At 63.1% G+C, this 16,492-nt stretch carries 18 protein-coding genes, 1 tRNA gene and 1 rRNA gene; 11 read left to right on the forward strand and 9 right to left on the reverse strand.

What is annotated here, in order from left to right; genetic code table 11:
• Positions 1 to 150: 150 nt before the first annotated feature.
• A complete protein-coding gene (gene trmB / locus HYG81_RS15265; protein ID WP_180841256.1) occupies positions 151 to 1,218 on the reverse strand; it encodes an HTH-type sugar sensing transcriptional regulator TrmB in 1,068 nt (355 codons plus the stop codon).
• 140 nt (positions 1,219 to 1,358) lie between these two features.
• Here trmB and HYG81_RS15515 point away from each other — a divergent pair, with 140 nt between their 5' ends.
• Positions 1,359 to 2,351 carry a mechanosensitive ion channel family protein gene (locus HYG81_RS15515; RefSeq protein WP_180841257.1) on the forward strand — a complete coding sequence of 331 codons (993 nt, stop codon included), beginning with the start codon at positions 1,359 to 1,361 and terminating at the stop codon, positions 2,349 to 2,351.
• Positions 2,352 to 2,450: 99 nt separating this feature from the next.
• Positions 2,451 to 2,891 carry a universal stress protein gene (locus tag HYG81_RS17390; RefSeq protein WP_180841258.1) on the forward strand — a complete coding sequence of 147 codons (441 nt, stop codon included), beginning with the start codon at positions 2,451 to 2,453 and terminating at the stop codon, positions 2,889 to 2,891.
• Between the two features lie 37 nt (positions 2,892 to 2,928).
• Here HYG81_RS17390 and HYG81_RS18590 read toward each other — a convergent pair whose 3' ends face one another.
• The gene (locus HYG81_RS18590; protein WP_180841259.1) at positions 2,929 to 3,339 is read right to left on the reverse strand and encodes a universal stress protein; all 411 of its coding nucleotides are present in this window, start codon (positions 3,337 to 3,339) and stop codon (positions 2,929 to 2,931) included.
• Positions 3,340 to 3,528: 189 nt separating this feature from the next.
• Between HYG81_RS18590 and HYG81_RS18605 the strand changes: the two genes are divergently transcribed.
• Both HYG81_RS18605 and HYG81_RS18795 read left to right on the forward strand, forming a co-directional pair.
• Positions 3,529 to 3,768: a DUF5816 domain-containing protein gene (locus tag HYG81_RS18605; RefSeq protein WP_180841260.1), complete on the forward strand. Its 240-nt coding sequence runs from the start codon at positions 3,529 to 3,531 to the stop codon at positions 3,766 to 3,768.
• 206 nt (positions 3,769 to 3,974) lie between these two features.
• The gene (locus HYG81_RS18795) at positions 3,975 to 4,283 is read left to right on the forward strand and encodes a DUF7116 family protein (protein ID WP_180842924.1); all 309 of its coding nucleotides are present in this window, start codon (positions 3,975 to 3,977) and stop codon (positions 4,281 to 4,283) included.
• Positions 4,284 to 4,338: 55 nt separating this feature from the next.
• Here the strand turns inward: HYG81_RS18795 and HYG81_RS18800 are convergent, their stop codons facing one another.
• Entirely contained in the window at positions 4,339 to 5,550 is a 1,212-nt protein-coding gene (locus tag HYG81_RS18800) for a pyridoxal-phosphate-dependent aminotransferase family protein (RefSeq protein WP_180841261.1), read from the reverse strand.
• 216 nt (positions 5,551 to 5,766) lie between these two features.
• Between HYG81_RS18800 and HYG81_RS18805 the strand changes: the two genes are divergently transcribed.
• The 4 genes from HYG81_RS18805 to HYG81_RS18820 all read left to right on the forward strand — a co-directional run bounded on the left by HYG81_RS18805 (position 5,767) and on the right by HYG81_RS18820 (position 8,393).
• The gene (locus HYG81_RS18805; RefSeq protein WP_180841262.1) at positions 5,767 to 6,747 is read left to right on the forward strand and encodes a metal-dependent hydrolase; all 981 of its coding nucleotides are present in this window, start codon (positions 5,767 to 5,769) and stop codon (positions 6,745 to 6,747) included.
• 88 nt (positions 6,748 to 6,835) lie between these two features.
• Positions 6,836 to 7,453, forward strand: a complete 618-nt coding sequence (locus HYG81_RS18810; RefSeq protein WP_180841263.1) for a hypothetical protein — start codon at positions 6,836 to 6,838, stop codon at positions 7,451 to 7,453.
• Positions 7,446 to 8,105, forward strand: coding sequence for a DUF2238 domain-containing protein (locus HYG81_RS18815; RefSeq protein WP_180841264.1), 660 nt, complete (start codon positions 7,446 to 7,448; stop codon positions 8,103 to 8,105). The genes HYG81_RS18810 and HYG81_RS18815 overlap by 8 nt, the downstream gene beginning before the upstream one ends.
• Before the next feature lie 87 nt (positions 8,106 to 8,192).
• Entirely contained in the window at positions 8,193 to 8,393 is a 201-nt protein-coding gene (locus HYG81_RS18820) for a dodecin (protein ID WP_138245201.1), read from the forward strand.
• A 149-nt stretch (positions 8,394 to 8,542) separates the two neighbouring features.
• Here the strand turns inward: HYG81_RS18820 and HYG81_RS18825 are convergent, their stop codons facing one another.
• The 6 genes from HYG81_RS18825 to HYG81_RS18850 all read right to left on the reverse strand — a co-directional run bounded on the left by HYG81_RS18825 (position 8,543) and on the right by HYG81_RS18850 (position 12,986).
• Positions 8,543 to 8,917 carry a HesB/IscA family protein gene (locus HYG81_RS18825; RefSeq protein WP_180841265.1) on the reverse strand — a complete coding sequence of 125 codons (375 nt, stop codon included), beginning with the start codon at positions 8,915 to 8,917 and terminating at the stop codon, positions 8,543 to 8,545.
• A 119-nt stretch (positions 8,918 to 9,036) separates the two neighbouring features.
• Positions 9,037 to 9,249 carry a hypothetical protein gene (locus HYG81_RS18830; RefSeq protein WP_180841266.1) on the reverse strand — a complete coding sequence of 71 codons (213 nt, stop codon included), beginning with the start codon at positions 9,247 to 9,249 and terminating at the stop codon, positions 9,037 to 9,039.
• Positions 9,250 to 9,339: 90 nt separating this feature from the next.
• The gene (gene hisD, locus HYG81_RS18835) at positions 9,340 to 10,632 is read right to left on the reverse strand and encodes a histidinol dehydrogenase (RefSeq protein WP_180841267.1); all 1,293 of its coding nucleotides are present in this window, start codon (positions 10,630 to 10,632) and stop codon (positions 9,340 to 9,342) included.
• A gap of 126 nt (positions 10,633 to 10,758) precedes the next feature.
• Positions 10,759 to 10,980: a hypothetical protein gene (locus HYG81_RS18840; RefSeq protein WP_180841268.1), complete on the reverse strand. Its 222-nt coding sequence runs from the start codon at positions 10,978 to 10,980 to the stop codon at positions 10,759 to 10,761.
• Positions 10,981 to 11,046: 66 nt separating this feature from the next.
• The gene (locus HYG81_RS18845) at positions 11,047 to 11,889 is read right to left on the reverse strand and encodes an ABC transporter permease (protein ID WP_180841269.1); all 843 of its coding nucleotides are present in this window, start codon (positions 11,887 to 11,889) and stop codon (positions 11,047 to 11,049) included.
• Positions 11,886 to 12,986 carry an ABC transporter ATP-binding protein gene (locus HYG81_RS18850; protein WP_180841270.1) on the reverse strand — a complete coding sequence of 367 codons (1,101 nt, stop codon included), beginning with the start codon at positions 12,984 to 12,986 and terminating at the stop codon, positions 11,886 to 11,888. Before HYG81_RS18850 ends, HYG81_RS18845 begins: the two co-directional genes overlap by 4 nt.
• 294 nt (positions 12,987 to 13,280) lie before the next feature.
• Between HYG81_RS18850 and HYG81_RS18855 the strand changes: the two genes are divergently transcribed.
• The 3 genes from HYG81_RS18855 to HYG81_RS18865 all read left to right on the forward strand — a co-directional run bounded on the left by HYG81_RS18855 (position 13,281) and on the right by HYG81_RS18865 (position 16,298).
• Positions 13,281 to 13,913, forward strand: a complete 633-nt coding sequence (locus tag HYG81_RS18855; protein ID WP_180841271.1) for a metal-dependent hydrolase — start codon at positions 13,281 to 13,283, stop codon at positions 13,911 to 13,913.
• Positions 13,914 to 14,609: 696 nt separating this feature from the next.
• Positions 14,610 to 16,082: ribosomal RNA gene (locus HYG81_RS18860) — 16S ribosomal RNA — on the forward strand.
• 144 nt (positions 16,083 to 16,226) lie between these two features.
• A tRNA-Ala gene (locus HYG81_RS18865) sits at positions 16,227 to 16,298 on the forward strand.
• Positions 16,299 to 16,492 lie beyond the last annotated feature (194 nt).

Raw genomic sequence — 16,492 nt, forward strand, 5'->3', positions numbered from 1 at the left:
GGCCGACTGCCAGCCGACGGACTCTGATCACACTCTCTCTCACGCTAAAAGTCAATCTCACGCTAAAAGTCAACAGTTCCGACGACCAGCACCGACAATTGCCTGATGAATCGGCGTTCGGTTCGATAGCTGTTTCACCGCATCGTGCGATCAGCGGTCCTCGAGCGTCGGTGGCTCGTCCCGACCGATGTGGATTTCGTGGGCCTCGATGTCCTCGAGGGCTGCGACGCGGCCGCCGACGGAGAGCTCCTCGCCCTCCTCGGTTTCGATTGTGAGGCTAGCGACTTCCTCGCTAACCTCGAAGGAGATGTCGCGAATTCGACCGCGGACGATCCGCTGGCCGCCGACCTCGACGTCGCGACCGTCGATGGTCGCGTAGAACTCGCCGCCCTCGTCGAGCAGGTCTTTGACGCATCGACGGATCGAGGCGTACTTCCGGGGGTACGATCGCGTGGTGTCGTCCTCGCCGAGCACTCGTTCGGCGGTCGTCCAGAGGACGGTCCCGAAGAACCCGGAGATGAGAAAGCCTAGCGCCGATCGGTTGAAGATGACGCCGTAGCGATCCTGATCGTCGCGCAGGGCGTCCTGGGTGGCGTAGACGGAGTAGTTGCCGTCGGCGACGGCGACGACCGGCGTCGTGATTCCCCGCCGGGCGCGGGCAGTCGATGCGATCTCACCGTACGCGAACTCGGCCGGATCGGGTGCCTCGCTCGCCGGCGTCACGATCAGATCGACGCTCACGCCGGTCTCGACCGCCTCGCGCAGTTCCGCATCGAACCGGGTCAGCAGGTCCGGCGTCAAGGAGAGCGCGAGTTCGAACTCCGCGCCGTTGATGACCTCCTCGAGGTAGCGCAGAATCGTCGATCGCGACTTCACGAGGGAGACCGCCTCCGTGTCGCGGGCCGGCGCGGTGTAGCGGGCCTCGAGTTCGTCGATCATCTGCTCGAAGGAGGACTGGACGTCGTCGAAAGCCTCCCCGGGATCGATCGCGACGACCTTCATGGGGCGGGATTCGCGCAGTTCGACGAGTCCACGATCGCTGAGACTGCGGACGGTGTCGTACACTCGAGGTTGCGGGATATCCGTTCGGTCCGCGATCTCGCTCGCCGTGAGTTGCCCCTGCTCTAACACGGTGAGGTAGGCGTCGATCTCGTACTCGCCGAGATTGAACCGATCCCCGACTCGCTCGACCGTCGAGCGTAGTTCGTCTGGTACCATACTGGCCCCCTACGATCCCGGCGACTAAATGATTTATTATATTCTGAGTAGCACGCGTTTTCGAAATCAGGTTGTTCCGCGATCGGTGCCCGAAACTGATGGTCAGAACCCTTAACCACTATCGGCCTGAGAGTGTTGCCATGCGCAGGGTCCTCCAGGCGAACGAACGCACGATAGCCGAGGACATCAAGAGTGAACTCCCCGATCTGGTACCGCTGGGGGTAGTCGAAATCGGTCTCGCAATCATCGTCCTGGCGATCGGTTGGTATCTCTCGAAACTCGCCGTTCGGATCGCCGGTCGGACAGTTGCGCGCCGAATCGAACGGCCGAGCGTCACGCGCACCGTTCTCCGCGGTGTCAAGGCCGCCGTTCTCCTCTGGGCGGCGGCCATCGCCGCCAGTATCGTCGGCGTCGGCGATACGCAAATCCTCCTCTCGGTGACCGTCATCTCGGCCGTGATCGCGATTGTCCTCGCGCCGCTGGCGGGCAGTCTGATCAATGGCCTCTACGTCCTCGCCGATCGGCCCTACGAGATCGGCGACATGATCGAAGTCACCGACGCCGGTCACCGCGGGTTCGTTGAGGACATCACGATCCGGTACACGAAGATCTTCACGCTCCAGAACACCTTCATCGTCATTCCGAACTCCGAGATTCACGCGCGCGACGTGGTCAATTACTCCGCGGAGGACGAACGCACGCGGGTCTCGGTCGGGTTCGATATCACCTACGAGAGCGATCTCGAGGTTGCACGTCAGGCCGCCGAACGGGCCGCCCGAGGCGTCGACAACGTCATCTCGGGGGGGCCGGATATCCGGATCGGTAGCGCCCGATACGCCGCAGCACCCTCCTGTTACATCAACGAGTACGGCGATCACGGGGTCGCGCTCGAGTTGTTCTTCTGGATGAAACATCCCTACAAGCAGACCGTCGTCCGGTCGGCAGTCCAGGACGCCATCGGCGAACGCTTCACGGATCTCGACGTGGAGTTCGCCTACCCGCACCGCCACCACGTCTTCGACGAGACGAGTGGTGTCGCGCGACTGGCCGTTGACGATTCGGAATCCGAGCGGACGTCCGCTGATTCGCCTGTCGAACCGGGCGGGAATCCCGCGGACCCGGCCGATCGGTAACGACTGCACTCTCGGTCACGACGACGCTCTCGTTCGCTCGCTGTCCATATCGTGATGGTAATTTATACGCCACCCAGTCTAATCGAAACGCACCCACAGATGTACGACGACGTTCTCATTCCCACCGACGGAAGCGACACGATCTCCGAGACGCTCGCTCACGGACTCCCGATCGCTGCGAACAACGACGCGACGGTTCACACGCTGTACGTGGTCGATAGCCGCGTCACCGCCGCCGCCGGCGAGGACACCAGTACGGACCTCGAGCGGACGCTCGAAGACGAGGGCCGGGCAGCCGTCGCTGCCGTCGAGGAACGAGCGACGGCCGAGGGGCTCGAGACCGTCAGCGAGGTGCGCCAGGGGACGCCCGCGAAGACGATCCTCGAGTACGCCGACGAGCAGGGAATCGATCTGATCGTCATCGGCACTCGAGGGAAGAGTCCGCGAGAGAAAGTGACCTCGCTCGGAAGCGTCTCGGAACGGGTCGTCGACAACGCCTCGATCCCGGTGTTCGTCGTACGAAACGCGGGCAACGAGTAACGGCGGTCGGCGAGAATCGAACGCGGAAGAGGTGAGCTCAGGCGCTCGCGCTTTCGACCGTAATGACTTCGCAGTCGAGGTGGCTTCGCAGATACCGATCGATATCGGGGTTGTCGGTAAAGCGCTGGAAGATGCGTCGGAGCCGACTCGCTTGCTTGCTGCCGATCACGACGGCGTCGGCTTGCTCCGCCGCGACTTCGTCGAGGATGCTTTCCTCGACGAGAAAGCCAGTCCGAACGACATAGCGGGCACTCTCGAGCCCTCCAAACACCCTCTCGACGGCGTTTTTGAGATCGATACGCGTCACTTTCCGCCCGTTCTGATAGAGGTCGACGTGGAGGATGGTCAACGCAGCCTCCCGCTCGCGGGCAACCTCGATCGCCCGCTCGAGCGTTCGCTTCGAATGCTTCGACAGTGGATATCGAACGGGAACCACGACCAACGACATTAGACGTTCGAACGACACCCGTGCGGGTAAACCTTTCAGTACGGACAGTCTATACTGCGAACCTGTCACACGCTATCATCCGAACATGTAAGATGTTTGGGTAGCGTGTCTCGGGTTCGCTAGTCGCTCGAGGCGGCGATATCGACCCGGACAGACAGTCATTTACCGCGAGCAACGGTATGGTCGGACATGCGAACCTGGTCGACCGACGACGGCGATACCGTCTATATTTCGGAGACGGACGGCGACAAGGGGTCGAAGGGCCCCTTCCTCGTTGCCTACGAATCCAGCGACGCCAACCGACGATACGGCTGGTTCTGTACGAACTGCGAGACCCTCGACAACGCGATGGACGCGATGGGTCGGATCCAATGCAACCAGTGTGGGAACTTCCGAAAACCCACGGAGTGGGACGCCGCCCACGAGTGACCCCGTCGTTCCCTGAACGCGTTCCGCGCCGGAAACCGGCGATCGGTAACAGACTATTACTACCCAAAAACACCTGCTACCGGACCACCGCTCGCTCGGAACCTCGAGGAAGTTCCGACTAGCCCGGCAGTAACTGGAGATTCTTGTTACGTACTAACATTTATGGTGGATGCCGGCATAGACGATAGTGAATGGGTCCTGTTAACATGCGACTCGTCGAGCAGGCCAGGTCGATCTTCGCAGAGCTGGGCTACACCGTCGAAGGTAACGGCCCCGAGTTTCGCGCCGAACGCGCGTGGAAAGTCGTCCACGTAAACGCCGTCCTCGAGACAGGGGAGCTTCCGTCCTCGTCGTCGGGACAGTTCCACTGTTTCGTCGCCGAACCCGAGGACGCGGACGATCTCGAGGCGCGCCTCGAACGGACGAATCCGAACTACGAGTGGGCGATTATGGTCGTCGACGGAGAGGACTATCAGGTCGAACGAGCGCCGCCAGGACCGCGAGTATCAGCGTAGCAAACGACGGTTTGCGGATCCGGCCGTTCGAAACCCGGCCGTCGCGGAACGTTCCTTATTCTTTCAGTGCGCGTCGCGTCGCAGTCACACCAGCGCCCGGATCGACGTCCGCGCCCATCGACTCGAGGACGTCGCCCAGCGCCGTCACGACGTAGATCACGTTCTCGGGTCGCGCGGAGTGTCCCATGCAGCCGATTCGGAAGATTTCTCCGGCGAGATCTCCCAGTCCGCCGGCGATCTCGAGGTCGTAGCGCTCGATCAGCGCGTCACAGACATCGCCGTCGTCGATCCCCTCGGGGACGCGGACGGCGTTCAGACTCGGCAACCAGTACTCGTCGGGTGCGTTCATCTCGAGACCCATCGCCTCGACGCCGGCTTTCAGCGCGCCGGCCAGTCGCTCGTGGCGCGCCCAGCGCTCCTCGATTCCCTCCTCGGCAACGAGGCGCAGCGCCTCCCGGAGCGCGTAGACGTTCGTGATCGGCGCGGTGTGATGGTATGCGCGTTCGTCGCCCCAGTAGCCCTCGAGAAGCGAGAGATCGAGGTACCACGAGCGGGGATCCTCCTCGCGCGAGAGCACCTTCTCCATCGCCCCGTCCGAAAGAGTGAGCGGGCTCGCGCCCGGCGGACAGGAGAGACACTTCTGGGGGCCCGAGTAGGCCACATCGATGTCCCACTCGTCGACTCGGAGCTCGACGCCACCGAGGGAGGTGACGGTGTCGGCGATCACGAGCGCGTCGTGGTCGTGGGCCGCCGCCGTTAGCTCGGGGACGTCAGGCTGGAGCACGCCGGTACTCGTCTCGGCGTGGACGAAGCCGAAGACGTCCGGGTCGTGTTCGGCCAGCGCGTCCGCGACGTCGTCCGGCTCGAGCGGTTCGCCCCACGGGGCGTCGACCTTGACGACGTCACCGCCCGCGCGCTCGGCCATCGAGGCCATCCGACCGCCGAAGTAGCCGTTCGTCGGAACGAGCATCGTGTCTCCGGGCTCGACGACGTTTCCGATGGCGGCCTCCATCGCGGCCGATCCGGTCCCCGAGACCGGGATCGTCCACTGGTTGTCCGTCCGGAAGGTGTAGCGCAGCAGCTCCTGGACCTCGTCCATGATCTCGATAAAGGCGGGATCGAGGTGGCCCACGAGCGGCGTGCTCATCGCCCGGAGCACGCGCGGGTTCACGTCGCTCGGTCCGGGCCCCATCAGGGTCCGTTCCGGTGGTGTGAGTTCGCCAACGGATGGCGCGCGAGCCGCCTCGGTCGACGGTTTCTGAGCCATACGCGTGTGCTCACTTGCCACCCGCAAAGACCTACCGGCAGCGGCGAAAGAGCGGCCGCCGGTGGCCCGAATACGTCGCCGCCTCCCGGTCTCACCCTCGACTCCAGATCCTGACGACCGCTCGAGCGCTCGCTCGTCGGCTCGAAATATGCCCACTGATACCACACCACATCGGTGCGAGTCGCTTAAGCCCACGCATTCCGTACTCGACATGTTGTGTTCATCGGTCACGCCCTGTTCGCGTTCGCCGTCGCGGCGCTGGTCGCCGACTGGCGGGGCTGGGATCGCCGACCTGCCCTGCTCGTCGGGATCGTCGCCGGCGCGTTCGCCGCGATTCCGGACATCGACGTCGCGTACGCGCTCGTCGGCCTCCTCGAGTGGCACGCAGCGGACGGCGCGCTCGGTGCGCCGACGGCCTTCTGGGACGCGAGTCGGGCAGTCCACCGCTCGGTCACCCACTCGCTGGTCGTGGGCGCGATCGCCGCGCCGGCGTTCGGGATGCTCGCCGTTCGCGGTCGCACCGGTCGTGCGCACGTCGTTCGTCTCGGCGCGATCGGGATCCTCGTGGCTCTCGTCGCGGTCGCACTCGTCTGGGACGGCCCGCTCGCTGCACTGGTAATGGGACTGTTCGCGGCGAGTGGGGTTCTCGTCGCCCGCTGGAGCGCGCGAGCGTCGTCGCTCTCGCCGTCGACGGTCGCGTTCGCCGCGCTGTGGGGTCTCTGGTCACATCCGTGGGGCGATCTCGTCACTGGCTCACCGCCTGACTGGCTCTTCCCCTTCGGCTCCCCTGCGCTCGAGTCGCGCGTCGTCCTTCACTCGGATCCAACGCTACACCTGCTGGGCGCGTTCGCGATCGAACTCGCCGCGATCGCGCTCGCCCTCGTGACGATCTGCCGGCTCACCGACCGGTCGCCCTTCTCGTCCATTAACCGCCGCGCCGGCGTGGGTGCAGCCTACGGCGTTGCCGCGCTCGCGGTGACGCCGCCAACCCTCGAGGTTTCCTACCACTTCGTCTTCTCCATCCTCGGCGTCGGCCTCCTCTGTGGCGTCGTTCGGGAGACCCCATCACTGACGCTCCCGCGAGCGAGCTATCGGCGACTCCCGTCTTCGGACGCAGTTCTCGAGCGCTCGCTTACGGCACTGGCAGCCATTGCGGTCGCACTGGCTGCGTACGCTACCGTCTACGTGCTCGTCTAGCTCTGGACGGCCTCGTCAGCTTCTATACGGCCTTCCTCTCAACGAACCACGACATATGCTTTTGTGAGGACGGTTAATACGAGTCAGTGTGTCTCAGACTTCACTCGAGGGATTGATCGCGGACGGGCGAACCAACGCCGCGATCGCGTGGGTGTTGGTCGCGGCGATCGCGATCATCGGCGTCAGCGAACTGGTGACCGGTGGGTTCCTGTGGGCGACGTTCGCGGCGACGCTCGTCGCCCTTGCACTACTCCCTCCGGTGGCCTTCCGGTCGTCATCCGTTCTGCTCCCCTGGGAGGTGCTCTTGCTCGCCGCATTGCCTATCCTCGGAATGGCCATCGGCGCGGATCGACTGACGGGTCACTTCACCGCATACCTCTCCGTCGCGGCCATCGCACTCGTCCTCGCCGTCGAATTCCAGACCTTTACGTCCGTGCGGATGACGCCCGGCTTCGCCGTCGTCTTCGTCGTCGTCACCACGATGGCCGCTGCGGGCCTCTGGGCGCTGCTCAGGTGGAGTGCTTCCCAGATGCTGGGGATTCCGTTTACCGCCGATCACGACGCGGTGATGTGGGAGTTCGTCTATTCCGCCGTCGCCGGTCTCGGTGCAGGCGTCGTCTTCGAACTCTACTTCAGACGTCTCGCCCGTTCGGCGCAGCGTCTCCCCGAGAACGCTCCCGGGATCGCGGAGGGGGACGATGCGTAATCTCACGAGCTGGTTGCCGTCCCAGCATCGCCAGCGGCAGCTCACCTATCTCATGGAGATCGGGCTGATCGGCATGCTGTTCGTCGGTATCGAGCGGGGAAACGGCGGGATCGTGATCAATACGGGTGTGGCGCTGATCGTGACCCAGCTTCCCCCGCTCCTCGAGCGCGACTACGAGATCCCGATGGATCCGCGCCTCACCCTGTGGATCACGACCGCAGTCTTCCTCCACGCGTTCGGGACCGTCGGGCTGCCGGGAGCCACCCGCACGCTCTACAGCCAGATCTGGTGGTGGGACCACATGACCCACGCGCTGTCGGCATCACTGGTCGCCGGCGTGGGGTACGCCACCGTTCGCGCACTCCACGAGCACACCGACGGGATTCACTTCCCCCAGCGATTCGTCGCCGTGTTCATCCTGCTGTTCGTGCTCGCCTTTGGCGTCCTCTGGGAGATCCTCGAGTTCGCTATCGCGCTGTCGGCCGAGGCGCTGGGAATCAGGGCCGTGCTCACGCAGTACGGGCTCGAAGACACGATGCTCGACTTCGTCTTCAACTCCATCGGTGGGCTCATCGTCGCGCTGTGGGGCGGTGCATACCTCACCGACATCACCGGTGCGATCCGCACGCGCCTCGAGTCGCGGACCGAGTGATCCGCTCGCTGTCGACGTTACCAGCGTGACTGACTTTCCAAGGCTGACAGCACTTTTACGTCAACATGGGTCGTAGGTATCGAGGCGATGGTATTCAAGAAAATCACGCTCATCGGCACCAGTCCCGAGAGCTTCGACGCCGCAGCAGACGACGCGATTGACCGCGCGGAAGCCACCCTCCAGAACGTCCAGTGGATCGAAGTCGACGAACTCGGCGTCGAACTCGCCAGCGCCGACGACCGCGAGTACCAAGCCGAGGTCACCGTCGCCTTCGAACTCGAGGAGTAACCGACGTCTCGAGCCTCGTCGATCGCTCGAGTCGATCCCATTTTTTGACGCTCGAGTGACGTCCGCATGGCTGTTGGCTGTCGACTTTCGATCAACGGGGCAGAACGGTGGACGGTGAGGATGGTTCGAACCGCTGTCCGAGCGATCGATTACGTTCGGAACGATTCGCCACAGCCGCACTCGCTGACGACGTTCGGATTGTCCACGTGGAACCCTTCGGCCTGCAGGCCGTCCTCGTAGTCGAGGACGCTGCCCTCGATGTACTTCAGGCTCGCCGGATCGACGAACACGCGCAGGTCGTGATGCTCGTAAATCGTGTCGTCATCGTCCGGTGCGTCGTCGAACCGCATCCCGTAGGAGAGACCGGCGCAGCCGCCCTGCTGGACGAACAGCCGGAGGCCGGCTTCGGTCACGTCGAGATCCTCGCCCTCGAGCAAGGAGAGGGCCTGTTCGGCCGCCTCCTCTGTCACTTCGATTTTCGGGCGCGTGTTCGTCTCCCCGCCGTCCATACTGTCCGTGCTCATACCCCATCATTCCGGCCCAACGATGTTAACTGTGACGCCATTTGCGTCCGACCGGACGAACACGAATCTGGCTCCGCCCTCGATTGAGCGGGCGCGGTCTCCCCATTTCTCGCGGTTGCTTACCAGTTCGAGCGCCGCCTGAACGACCGATAACAGGTACCGAACTGTCGTTTGTCGTTGCGAGAGAGTTCGATGTCGTGTTCCGCCAGTAGCTCGAGCATTCGTTCCAGCTCGCAGTCGTACCACATCGAGAGGAGCCGCACGTTCTTTTGCGCGTAATCGTAGTTGCGCTCGAGGACGCGCCTGTCCGTCGGATCGACACGCGGTTCCATCTCGTTTTCCACTCTCTTCTCCAGCTACGTAAAACCAGTTTGCAATTCAGCGAACTGAGACACCGTTGATCGGCAGTATTTCACCGTTCGCTACTGATTCGTCCCCTCGTCGAGTCGGGTTCGGACGCTCTCGGCGTGGGCCTCGAGCCCCTCGGCGTCCGCGAGGGTCGTGATCGTCTCCCCGAGTTCGGCGAGCCCCTCCCCGGAGAGGCGTTGGACCGTCGTCGATCGGAGGAACGTCTCCACGGAGAGGCCGCCGGTGACTCGCGCGCCGCCGTTGGTCGGCAGGACGTGGTTGGTGCCGCTGGCGTAGTCACCGGCCGCGACGGGCGTATTCGGTCCGAGGAAGACGCTCCCCGCGCTCTCGATCCGCTCGAGGATCGACTCGTCGTCGTCGGCGATAATCGAGAGGTGTTCGGGGGCGTAGGCCTCCGTAAAGAGGATCACCTCGCTCATCGATCGACCGTAGAGGACGCCGCTCGCGTCGTTCGCGAGCGCCTCTCGAATCACATCCTCGCGCTCGCGCGCGTCTACCTGCTCGTCGACGGCCGCAGCCACGGCGTCGGCGGTCGCCTTGTCGTCGGTAACGGCCACGACCGAGGCGTTCGGATCGTGTTCGGCTTGCGCGACGAGCTCCGCGGCGATGAGTTCTGGGTCCCCGGTCTCGTCGGCCACGACGACAACTTCGCTCGGTCCCGCGAGGAAGTCGATCTCGACGTCACCCCGAACGTCGGCCTTCGCCGCCGTGACCCACTTGTTGCCCGGGCCGACGATCTTCTGCACGCGGGTGATCGACTCCGTTCCGTACGCCAGCCCCGCGATCGCCTGCGCGCCGCCGACGCGGTAGACCGCGTCCGCGCCCGCGATGTGGATCGCCGCAAGCGTCACCGGGTTCAGTTCGTCGGCCGGCGGCGTCACCACCGACACGTGACCGACGCCGGCCACTGTCGCCGGGACGATCCCCATGATCGCACTCGAGGGGTAGGCCGCCGAGCCGCCGGGGACGTAGACGCCGACGCGCTCTATCGGTCGGAACCGCCGTCCCAGCGTGCGGCCCTCGCTGAACTCACGCCGCCAGTCGTCGGGCAGTTGGGCCTCGTGAAACTCCCGGACGTTCGCGGCGGCCGTCTCGATCGCGTCCCGGATCCCGTCGTCGATCGCGTCTGCGGCCCGCTCGCACTCGTCCGTGATCTCGAGGTTGCCGACTTCGATACCGTCGAACTCGCTCGTGAACTCGCGAACGGCGACGTCGCCCTCCGTGCGGACGCGCTCGACGATCTCGGTGACGTCTCCGCTGACCGCCTCGATGCCGGCATCGCGCTCGAAGAAGGCCGCGCGGTCGCCCGGTCCGAGGTCGGCGATCGCCTGAACGTCGATTGTCATACCCTCACGTTCGAACGGCGGTCGAAAAACGGTTTCCTTCCGGTGGGAGGCTCGGCTGTAGATCGGTATCGGGTCGATCGCACCACAGTGTTGCGATCAGCCGGTATACAGCGACAGCCGCCCGTCTCACGGGTCGGGGTTCTCTACCTCCCAGATTCCGACGAAGTCGAGGGTCGCTCTGACGAACAGATAGAGGAGGAGCCCGAAACCGACGATCGCGAGCGGTGCCTGCAGGAGGTTCGCGGTTTCCACGTCGAGCACGATCCGACTGATCCCGCGCACGAAGAAGCTCGCGATCACGATCCCGAACGCGATGACCGCGAGCTTGACGAATCCCGACTGGTCCATAGGGACTCGTACGACCACAGTCGCTAAATGATATCGGGTACTCCCGGATTGCTGATCACCGGGGGCTCAGCGAACGTCGGCGCTGGCGGCGCGGCCGATCGCGTAGACGGCGACCGATCCGAACGTGAGCGCGAGTCCCACGAGAACGGCGAGTGCCGGCACGAGCGTGTCCCACATCCCGCCGAACCGGGTAACTTCGATCACGGTCATCGTATCCTCGCCCAGCATCACCGCGCGAGCGGCGTCGACGCCGTAGGTAATCGGGTTGAACGTCGCGACCGTCCGGATCCAATCCGGAAGTGCCGGCAACGGGAGAAACGCGCTCGAGACGAACAGCAAGGGCAACTGAAGCAGGTTCGCCCCGATGATCGTCGATTCCTCGTCGCGGGTCACCACGGCCAGCACGTTCGAGAACGCGGTGAACCAGACCGAGAACACGACGCAGATGGCCGCGATTGCGATCGCGCCCGCGATCCCGGTTTCGATTTCGGCACCGAGCAACACGCCCAATCCGAGCACGATTACGACCTGTACGACGATGCGGACGACCTCGGCGAGCGTCTTCCCCAGGAAAACGGCGGTCCGGTTCATTGGACTGACCAGTATCTTCTCGAACATTCCGGTCTCGATGTCGTTGACCAGCCCGATCCCCGACGTCGCGGCCGCCACCAGCGCTACCTGGATCACGATCGCCGGCACGAGATACGTTTCGTAGCTAATTCCCTCGATAGCGGCCGTCGCGACGCCACCGAACACCTGCGTGAAGAGCACGAGGAAGATGATCGGCTGGACGAGCGAAACGACGAGCACGAACGGGTTCCGAACCGACTTGATCGTCCACCGGACGAACGTGACCCACACGTCGCTCGCGAAGCCCCCGCCGTGACGGTCGGCCTCGGGCGTACTCATCCGTTCACCTCGTCTCGATCGGTATCGTTCCCCTTTTCACTCTCGTCGCTTACCGTCGGTTCTCTCGAGTCACGGCCGCCGTTCCCGATCGTTCCCGATCGTGCAACGTCGGTTGTGTCCGACTCCCGTTCCGTTGACGGGCCGTCCTCGTTCCCCTCACCCGTTACCGCGAGGAACACGTCGTCGAGCGTCGGTGCGCGGACGTCGAACCCGATCACATCGATTCCGGCGTCCCGCAGTGCGACTAATAATTCCGTCCCACGCGTCCGTGCGTCGCGAGCCGTCACCGCGAGCCCCGACTCCGTTGTCTCAATCGTCGCCCCGTCCGCGAACAGCGACTCATCGCGGGCGACCGCTACTGCGCGCTCGCTCTCGTCGGGGTCAGCCAGTTCGACTGAGAGTATCTCGCCGCCGACGCGACGTTTCAGCTCTCCGGGCGTCCCCTCTGCGACGACCGATCCGTCCTGAATGACCGACAGCCGCTCGCACAACTGGTCGGCCTCCTCGAGGTACTGAGTCGTCAGGAAGACAGTCGTCCCCTCGTCGTTGATCCGCCGGAAGTACTCCCAGAGTCGGTTTCGCGCCGCCGGGTCGAGTCCAGTCGTCGGCTCGTCGAGGAAGACCAGCGGCGGCCGGTGGACGAGCGCGGTCGCCGCGTCGAGGCGCTTTTTCATCCCACCGGAGAAGTCGTCCGCGACTTTGTTCGCGACGTCGGTTAGTTCGACGAGCTCGAGCAGTTCGTCGATCCGGTCGTCACGCTGCGCTCGCGGGACGCCGTAGGCGTCACACGCGAATCGGAGGTTCTCTCGAGCGGTCAACTCGGGATCGATACTCGTCTCCTGAGCCATGTACCCTACCGTCGACCGCACTTGTCGGGGCTCCTCGATGGCGTCGAATCCGTTGACAACGATGGAGCCGTCGGTCGGTCGCAGGAGCGTCACCAGCGTCTTGATCGTCGTCGTCTTGCCCGCACCGTTCGGCCCCAGAAAGCCGACGAACTCGCCGCGCTCGACGAGGAGATCGATGCCGCGGACCGCCTCGGTTCCGTCCGCGTACGTCACCGCCACGTCGCGCGCTTCGATAGCGTAGTCAGTCACGGTCGTGCTATGGCAACTACGGGAATATATTTATAAGACCAGCCACACGTCGCCATGGACCCTCGTGTCGGCCAGTACCGTTTCACAGGGGCTCGTCAAACGGGATTGACTTTCTTTTCTGACAGCCGAGGTCTCGCCAGCGCATGATAGAAACGCTGTCAATCACGTACGTTGTCGCGTAAGGACGGCTTATCGAGTACTGCATCGACCGTCACAGTCCCTCAGACCCAGCTCAGCCGCGAGCACCACGACAAGCGAACCATAACTATTCGTTGAACAGCGGACCATCCAGCCATGTGGCCGTGGGAACACGCGATCGTCGGCTATCTCGCATACTCACTGTGCTGTCGCATTATTTTCCGTGACTCGCCCACCGGGCTCGAGGCGTTCACCGTCGTCCTCGCGTCGGTTCTCCCGGACCTGATCGACAAGCCACTCGCCTGGGAGTACGGCGTGTTCCAGAACGGCTACGCGATCGGCCACTCGCTTTTCTTCGCGGTGCCGCTGGCGATTCTCGTCGGAACGATCGCGCACGCGGCGACGCGGCCGCGGGCCGGTCTCGCGTTCGGACTCGGTTACCTATTGCACCCCTTTGGCGACGTCGTGGACTCAGTGTTCCGGCAGGATATCCTGCAGCCCGAACTCATGCTCTGGCCGGTCGCTACGGTCGAGGGCCACTCCCCTGGACCAGGGTTCCTCGAGGCGTTCTTCGACCTGTTCGGCCGGTACTCGAGTGATATGCTCGCCGGCGATATCTCGACGTATCTGTGGGCACAGCTCGGACTCGCCGGGGCGGCGCTGGTGGTGTGGCTCGTCGACGGTGCGCCGGTCCTTCGCGAGTGTCTGCTGGCCGGGGTGGGATTCGTTCGATCGATTCTCGGACGAGAACCCGACGCCTCGAGTTCGAATCCGACGGATCGGCGGTAGCGTCGATGGATTATCCGGGCGACGGTATCCGGATCGCTTGAGCCACCTCGTGACTGTCCAACGTGGCGCAGTGGCCGCTCGAGACGACGGCCTTATATGTTTACTCGGACTTCGATTGTAATGCGAACGACGTGGCGCACGCCGCCACGTCCCCTCCGGCCGCAACCCGGCGCGGAGGCAGACGTTACATCCGTCCTCGGACACCTCGTCGCTTCGATCCGACGAGAGACTGCGTACTCGAGGGCTCCACACGATCATGGTCGCGATCGGAACTGCCGGTCGCGATGATCCGGAGCCCTTATACGTGCCTGGGCGTTCAGTTGTGATCGTACACACCCCCGCCGGATGCGGTTTCCGGCGTGGGGGCGATCCGACGCCCTTATACGTTCGAGGGCATTTGGATGTGAACACGAAGATGTGGCGACGGGGCGTTTGGATACGCCGCGTTGTCACGGACGATTCGAGTCCGAAGGGGTTATGTACCCCAGACGACTTACGAATATGTCCGAAGGAAATGAGGATCCTACCCCTGCGGTCCGCCGTACAGATGGGATCTGATGTTAGCCTTGGTAGTTCGGTGACGCCCGATCGGTCACTCGATCAGTGTCATCGAACGTGGACCATTTATGTGTGAGTGTGTTTGCAACATTCACCGCCAACAGACCCTCCCAGCCAAGCTGGGAGTACATATATAGCATTCCGGTTGATCCTGCCGGAGGTCATTGCTATTGGAGTCCGATTTAGCCATGCTAGTTGCACGAGTTCAGACTCGTAGCAGATAGCTCAGTAACACGTGGCCAAACTGCCCTATAGACGGCGATAACCTCGGGAAACTGAGGCTAATAGCCGATACAGTTCAACGCCTGGAGTGGCGTGAACTCGAAACGTTCAGGCGCTATAGGATGTGGCTGCGGCCGATTAGGTAGACGGTGGGGTAACGGCCCACCGTGCCCATAATCGGTACGGGTTGTGAGAGCAAGAGCCCGGAGACGGTATCTGAGACAAGATACCGGGCCCTACGGGGCGCAGCAGGCGCGAAACCTTTACACTGCACGCGAGTGCGATAAGGGGACTCCAAGTGCGAGGGCATATAGTCCTCGCTTTTCACCACCGTAAGGAGGTGGTAGAATAAGTGCTGGGCAAGACCGGTGCCAGCCGCCGCGGTAATACCGGCAGCACAAGTGATGACCGCTATTATTGGGCCTAAAGCGTCCGTAGCTGGCCACGCAAGTCTATCGGGAAATCTGCGCGCTTAACGCGCAGGCGTCCGGTGGAAACTGTGTGGCTTGGGACCGGAAGACCAGAGGGGTACGTCCGGGGTAGGAGTGAAATCCCGTAATCCTGGACGGACCACCGGTGGCGAAAGCGCCTCTGGAAGACGGATCCGACGGTGAGGGACGAAAGCTCGGGTCACGAACCGGATTAGATACCCGGGTAGTCCGAGCTGTAAACGATGTCTGCTAGGTGTGGCACAGGCTACGAGCCTGTGCTGTGCCGTAGGGAAGCCGAGAAGCAGACCGCCTGGGAAGTACGTCCGCAAGGATGAAACTTAAAGGAATTGGCGGGGGAGCACTACAACCGGAGGAGCCTGCGGTTTAATTGGACTCAACGCCGGACATCTCACCAGCATCGACAATGTGCAGTGAAGGTCAGATTGATGATCTTACTGGAGCCATTGAGAGGAGGTGCATGGCCGCCGTCAGCTCGTACCGTGAGGCGTCCTGTTAAGTCAGGCAACGAGCGAGACCCACACTCTTAATTGCCAGCAACATCCTTGTGATGGTTGGGTACATTAGGAGGACTGCCAGTGCCAAACTGGAGGAAGGAATGGGCAACGGTAGGTCAGTATGCCCCGAATGTGCTGGGCGACACGCGGGCTACAATGGCCGAGACAGTGGGATGCAACCCCGAAAGGGGACGCTAATCTCCGAAACTCGGTCGTAGTTCGGATTGAGGGCTGAAACTCGCCCTCATGAAGCTGGATTCGGTAGTAATCGCGCTTCAGAAGAGCGCGGTGAATACGTCCCTGCTCCTTGCACACACCGCCCGTCAAAGCACCCGAGTGGGGTCCGGATGAGGCCCTGATTCCAGGGTCGAATCTGGGCTCCGCAAGGGGGCTTAAGTCGTAACAAGGTAGCCGTAGGGGAATCTGCGGCTGGATCACCTCCACAGACCGGGATCAGGCCGTCGTGCCTGACCCACCTTAGCGGATTGCGGTTCCACGTTCGATCGACCACCGTTTGGCCGATCGGGCACCTTAGAACTACCAAGGCTAACACCCAAACCATGCCCGTCTCAGTTTGAGATGGGCGTGGGCCCATAGCTCAGTGGTAGAGTGCCTCCTTTGCAAGGAGGATGCCCAGGGTTCGAATCCCTGTGGGTCCATGTCTCGGAAGACAACCGAATCGTGCCCCTTAAGTGGGGCAGGCGATTTCGGTTTAATCCGAACAACAACCGATGCACCAGCCCGTGTAAACGGGGCTGGGAAGGGTTAATGCATGCCGCGTCTACGGCGTGCAGATGAGACCGTGTGTACGTGTAGTCCAGGCGTCCACTGGACCCGTTCCCGGGTCACTCTT

The organism is Natrinema zhouii, assembly GCF_013456555.2.
Taxonomy (GTDB): domain Archaea; phylum Halobacteriota; class Halobacteria; order Halobacteriales; family Natrialbaceae; genus Natrinema; species Natrinema zhouii.

What these genes read in the sequence shown, in the direction of transcription:
- trmB (WP_180841256.1), bottom strand. Translation starts at nt 1,218, where the DNA reads ATGGTACCAGACGAACTACGCTCGACGGTCGAGCGAGTCGGGGATCGG.
- HYG81_RS15515 (WP_180841257.1), top strand. Translation starts at nt 1,359, where the DNA reads ATGCGCAGGGTCCTCCAGGCGAACGAACGCACGATAGCCGAGGACATC.
- HYG81_RS17390 (WP_180841258.1), top strand. Translation starts at nt 2,451, where the DNA reads ATGTACGACGACGTTCTCATTCCCACCGACGGAAGCGACACGATCTCC.
- HYG81_RS18590 (WP_180841259.1), bottom strand. Translation starts at nt 3,339, where the DNA reads ATGTCGTTGGTCGTGGTTCCCGTTCGATATCCACTGTCGAAGCATTCG.
- HYG81_RS18605 (WP_180841260.1), top strand. Translation starts at nt 3,529, where the DNA reads ATGCGAACCTGGTCGACCGACGACGGCGATACCGTCTATATTTCGGAG.
- HYG81_RS18795 (WP_180842924.1), top strand. Translation starts at nt 3,975, where the DNA reads ATGCGACTCGTCGAGCAGGCCAGGTCGATCTTCGCAGAGCTGGGCTAC.
- HYG81_RS18800 (WP_180841261.1), bottom strand. Translation starts at nt 5,550, where the DNA reads ATGGCTCAGAAACCGTCGACCGAGGCGGCTCGCGCGCCATCCGTTGGC.
- HYG81_RS18815 (WP_180841264.1), top strand. Translation starts at nt 7,446, where the DNA reads ATGCGTAATCTCACGAGCTGGTTGCCGTCCCAGCATCGCCAGCGGCAG.
- HYG81_RS18820 (WP_138245201.1), top strand. Translation starts at nt 8,193, where the DNA reads ATGGTATTCAAGAAAATCACGCTCATCGGCACCAGTCCCGAGAGCTTC.
- HYG81_RS18825 (WP_180841265.1), bottom strand. Translation starts at nt 8,917, where the DNA reads ATGAGCACGGACAGTATGGACGGCGGGGAGACGAACACGCGCCCGAAA.
- HYG81_RS18830 (WP_180841266.1), bottom strand. Translation starts at nt 9,249, where the DNA reads ATGGAACCGCGTGTCGATCCGACGGACAGGCGCGTCCTCGAGCGCAAC.
- hisD (WP_180841267.1), bottom strand. Translation starts at nt 10,632, where the DNA reads ATGACAATCGACGTTCAGGCGATCGCCGACCTCGGACCGGGCGACCGC.
- HYG81_RS18840 (WP_180841268.1), bottom strand. Translation starts at nt 10,980, where the DNA reads ATGGACCAGTCGGGATTCGTCAAGCTCGCGGTCATCGCGTTCGGGATC.
- HYG81_RS18845 (WP_180841269.1), bottom strand. Translation starts at nt 11,889, where the DNA reads ATGAGTACGCCCGAGGCCGACCGTCACGGCGGGGGCTTCGCGAGCGAC.
- HYG81_RS18855 (WP_180841271.1), top strand. Translation starts at nt 13,281, where the DNA reads ATGTGGCCGTGGGAACACGCGATCGTCGGCTATCTCGCATACTCACTG.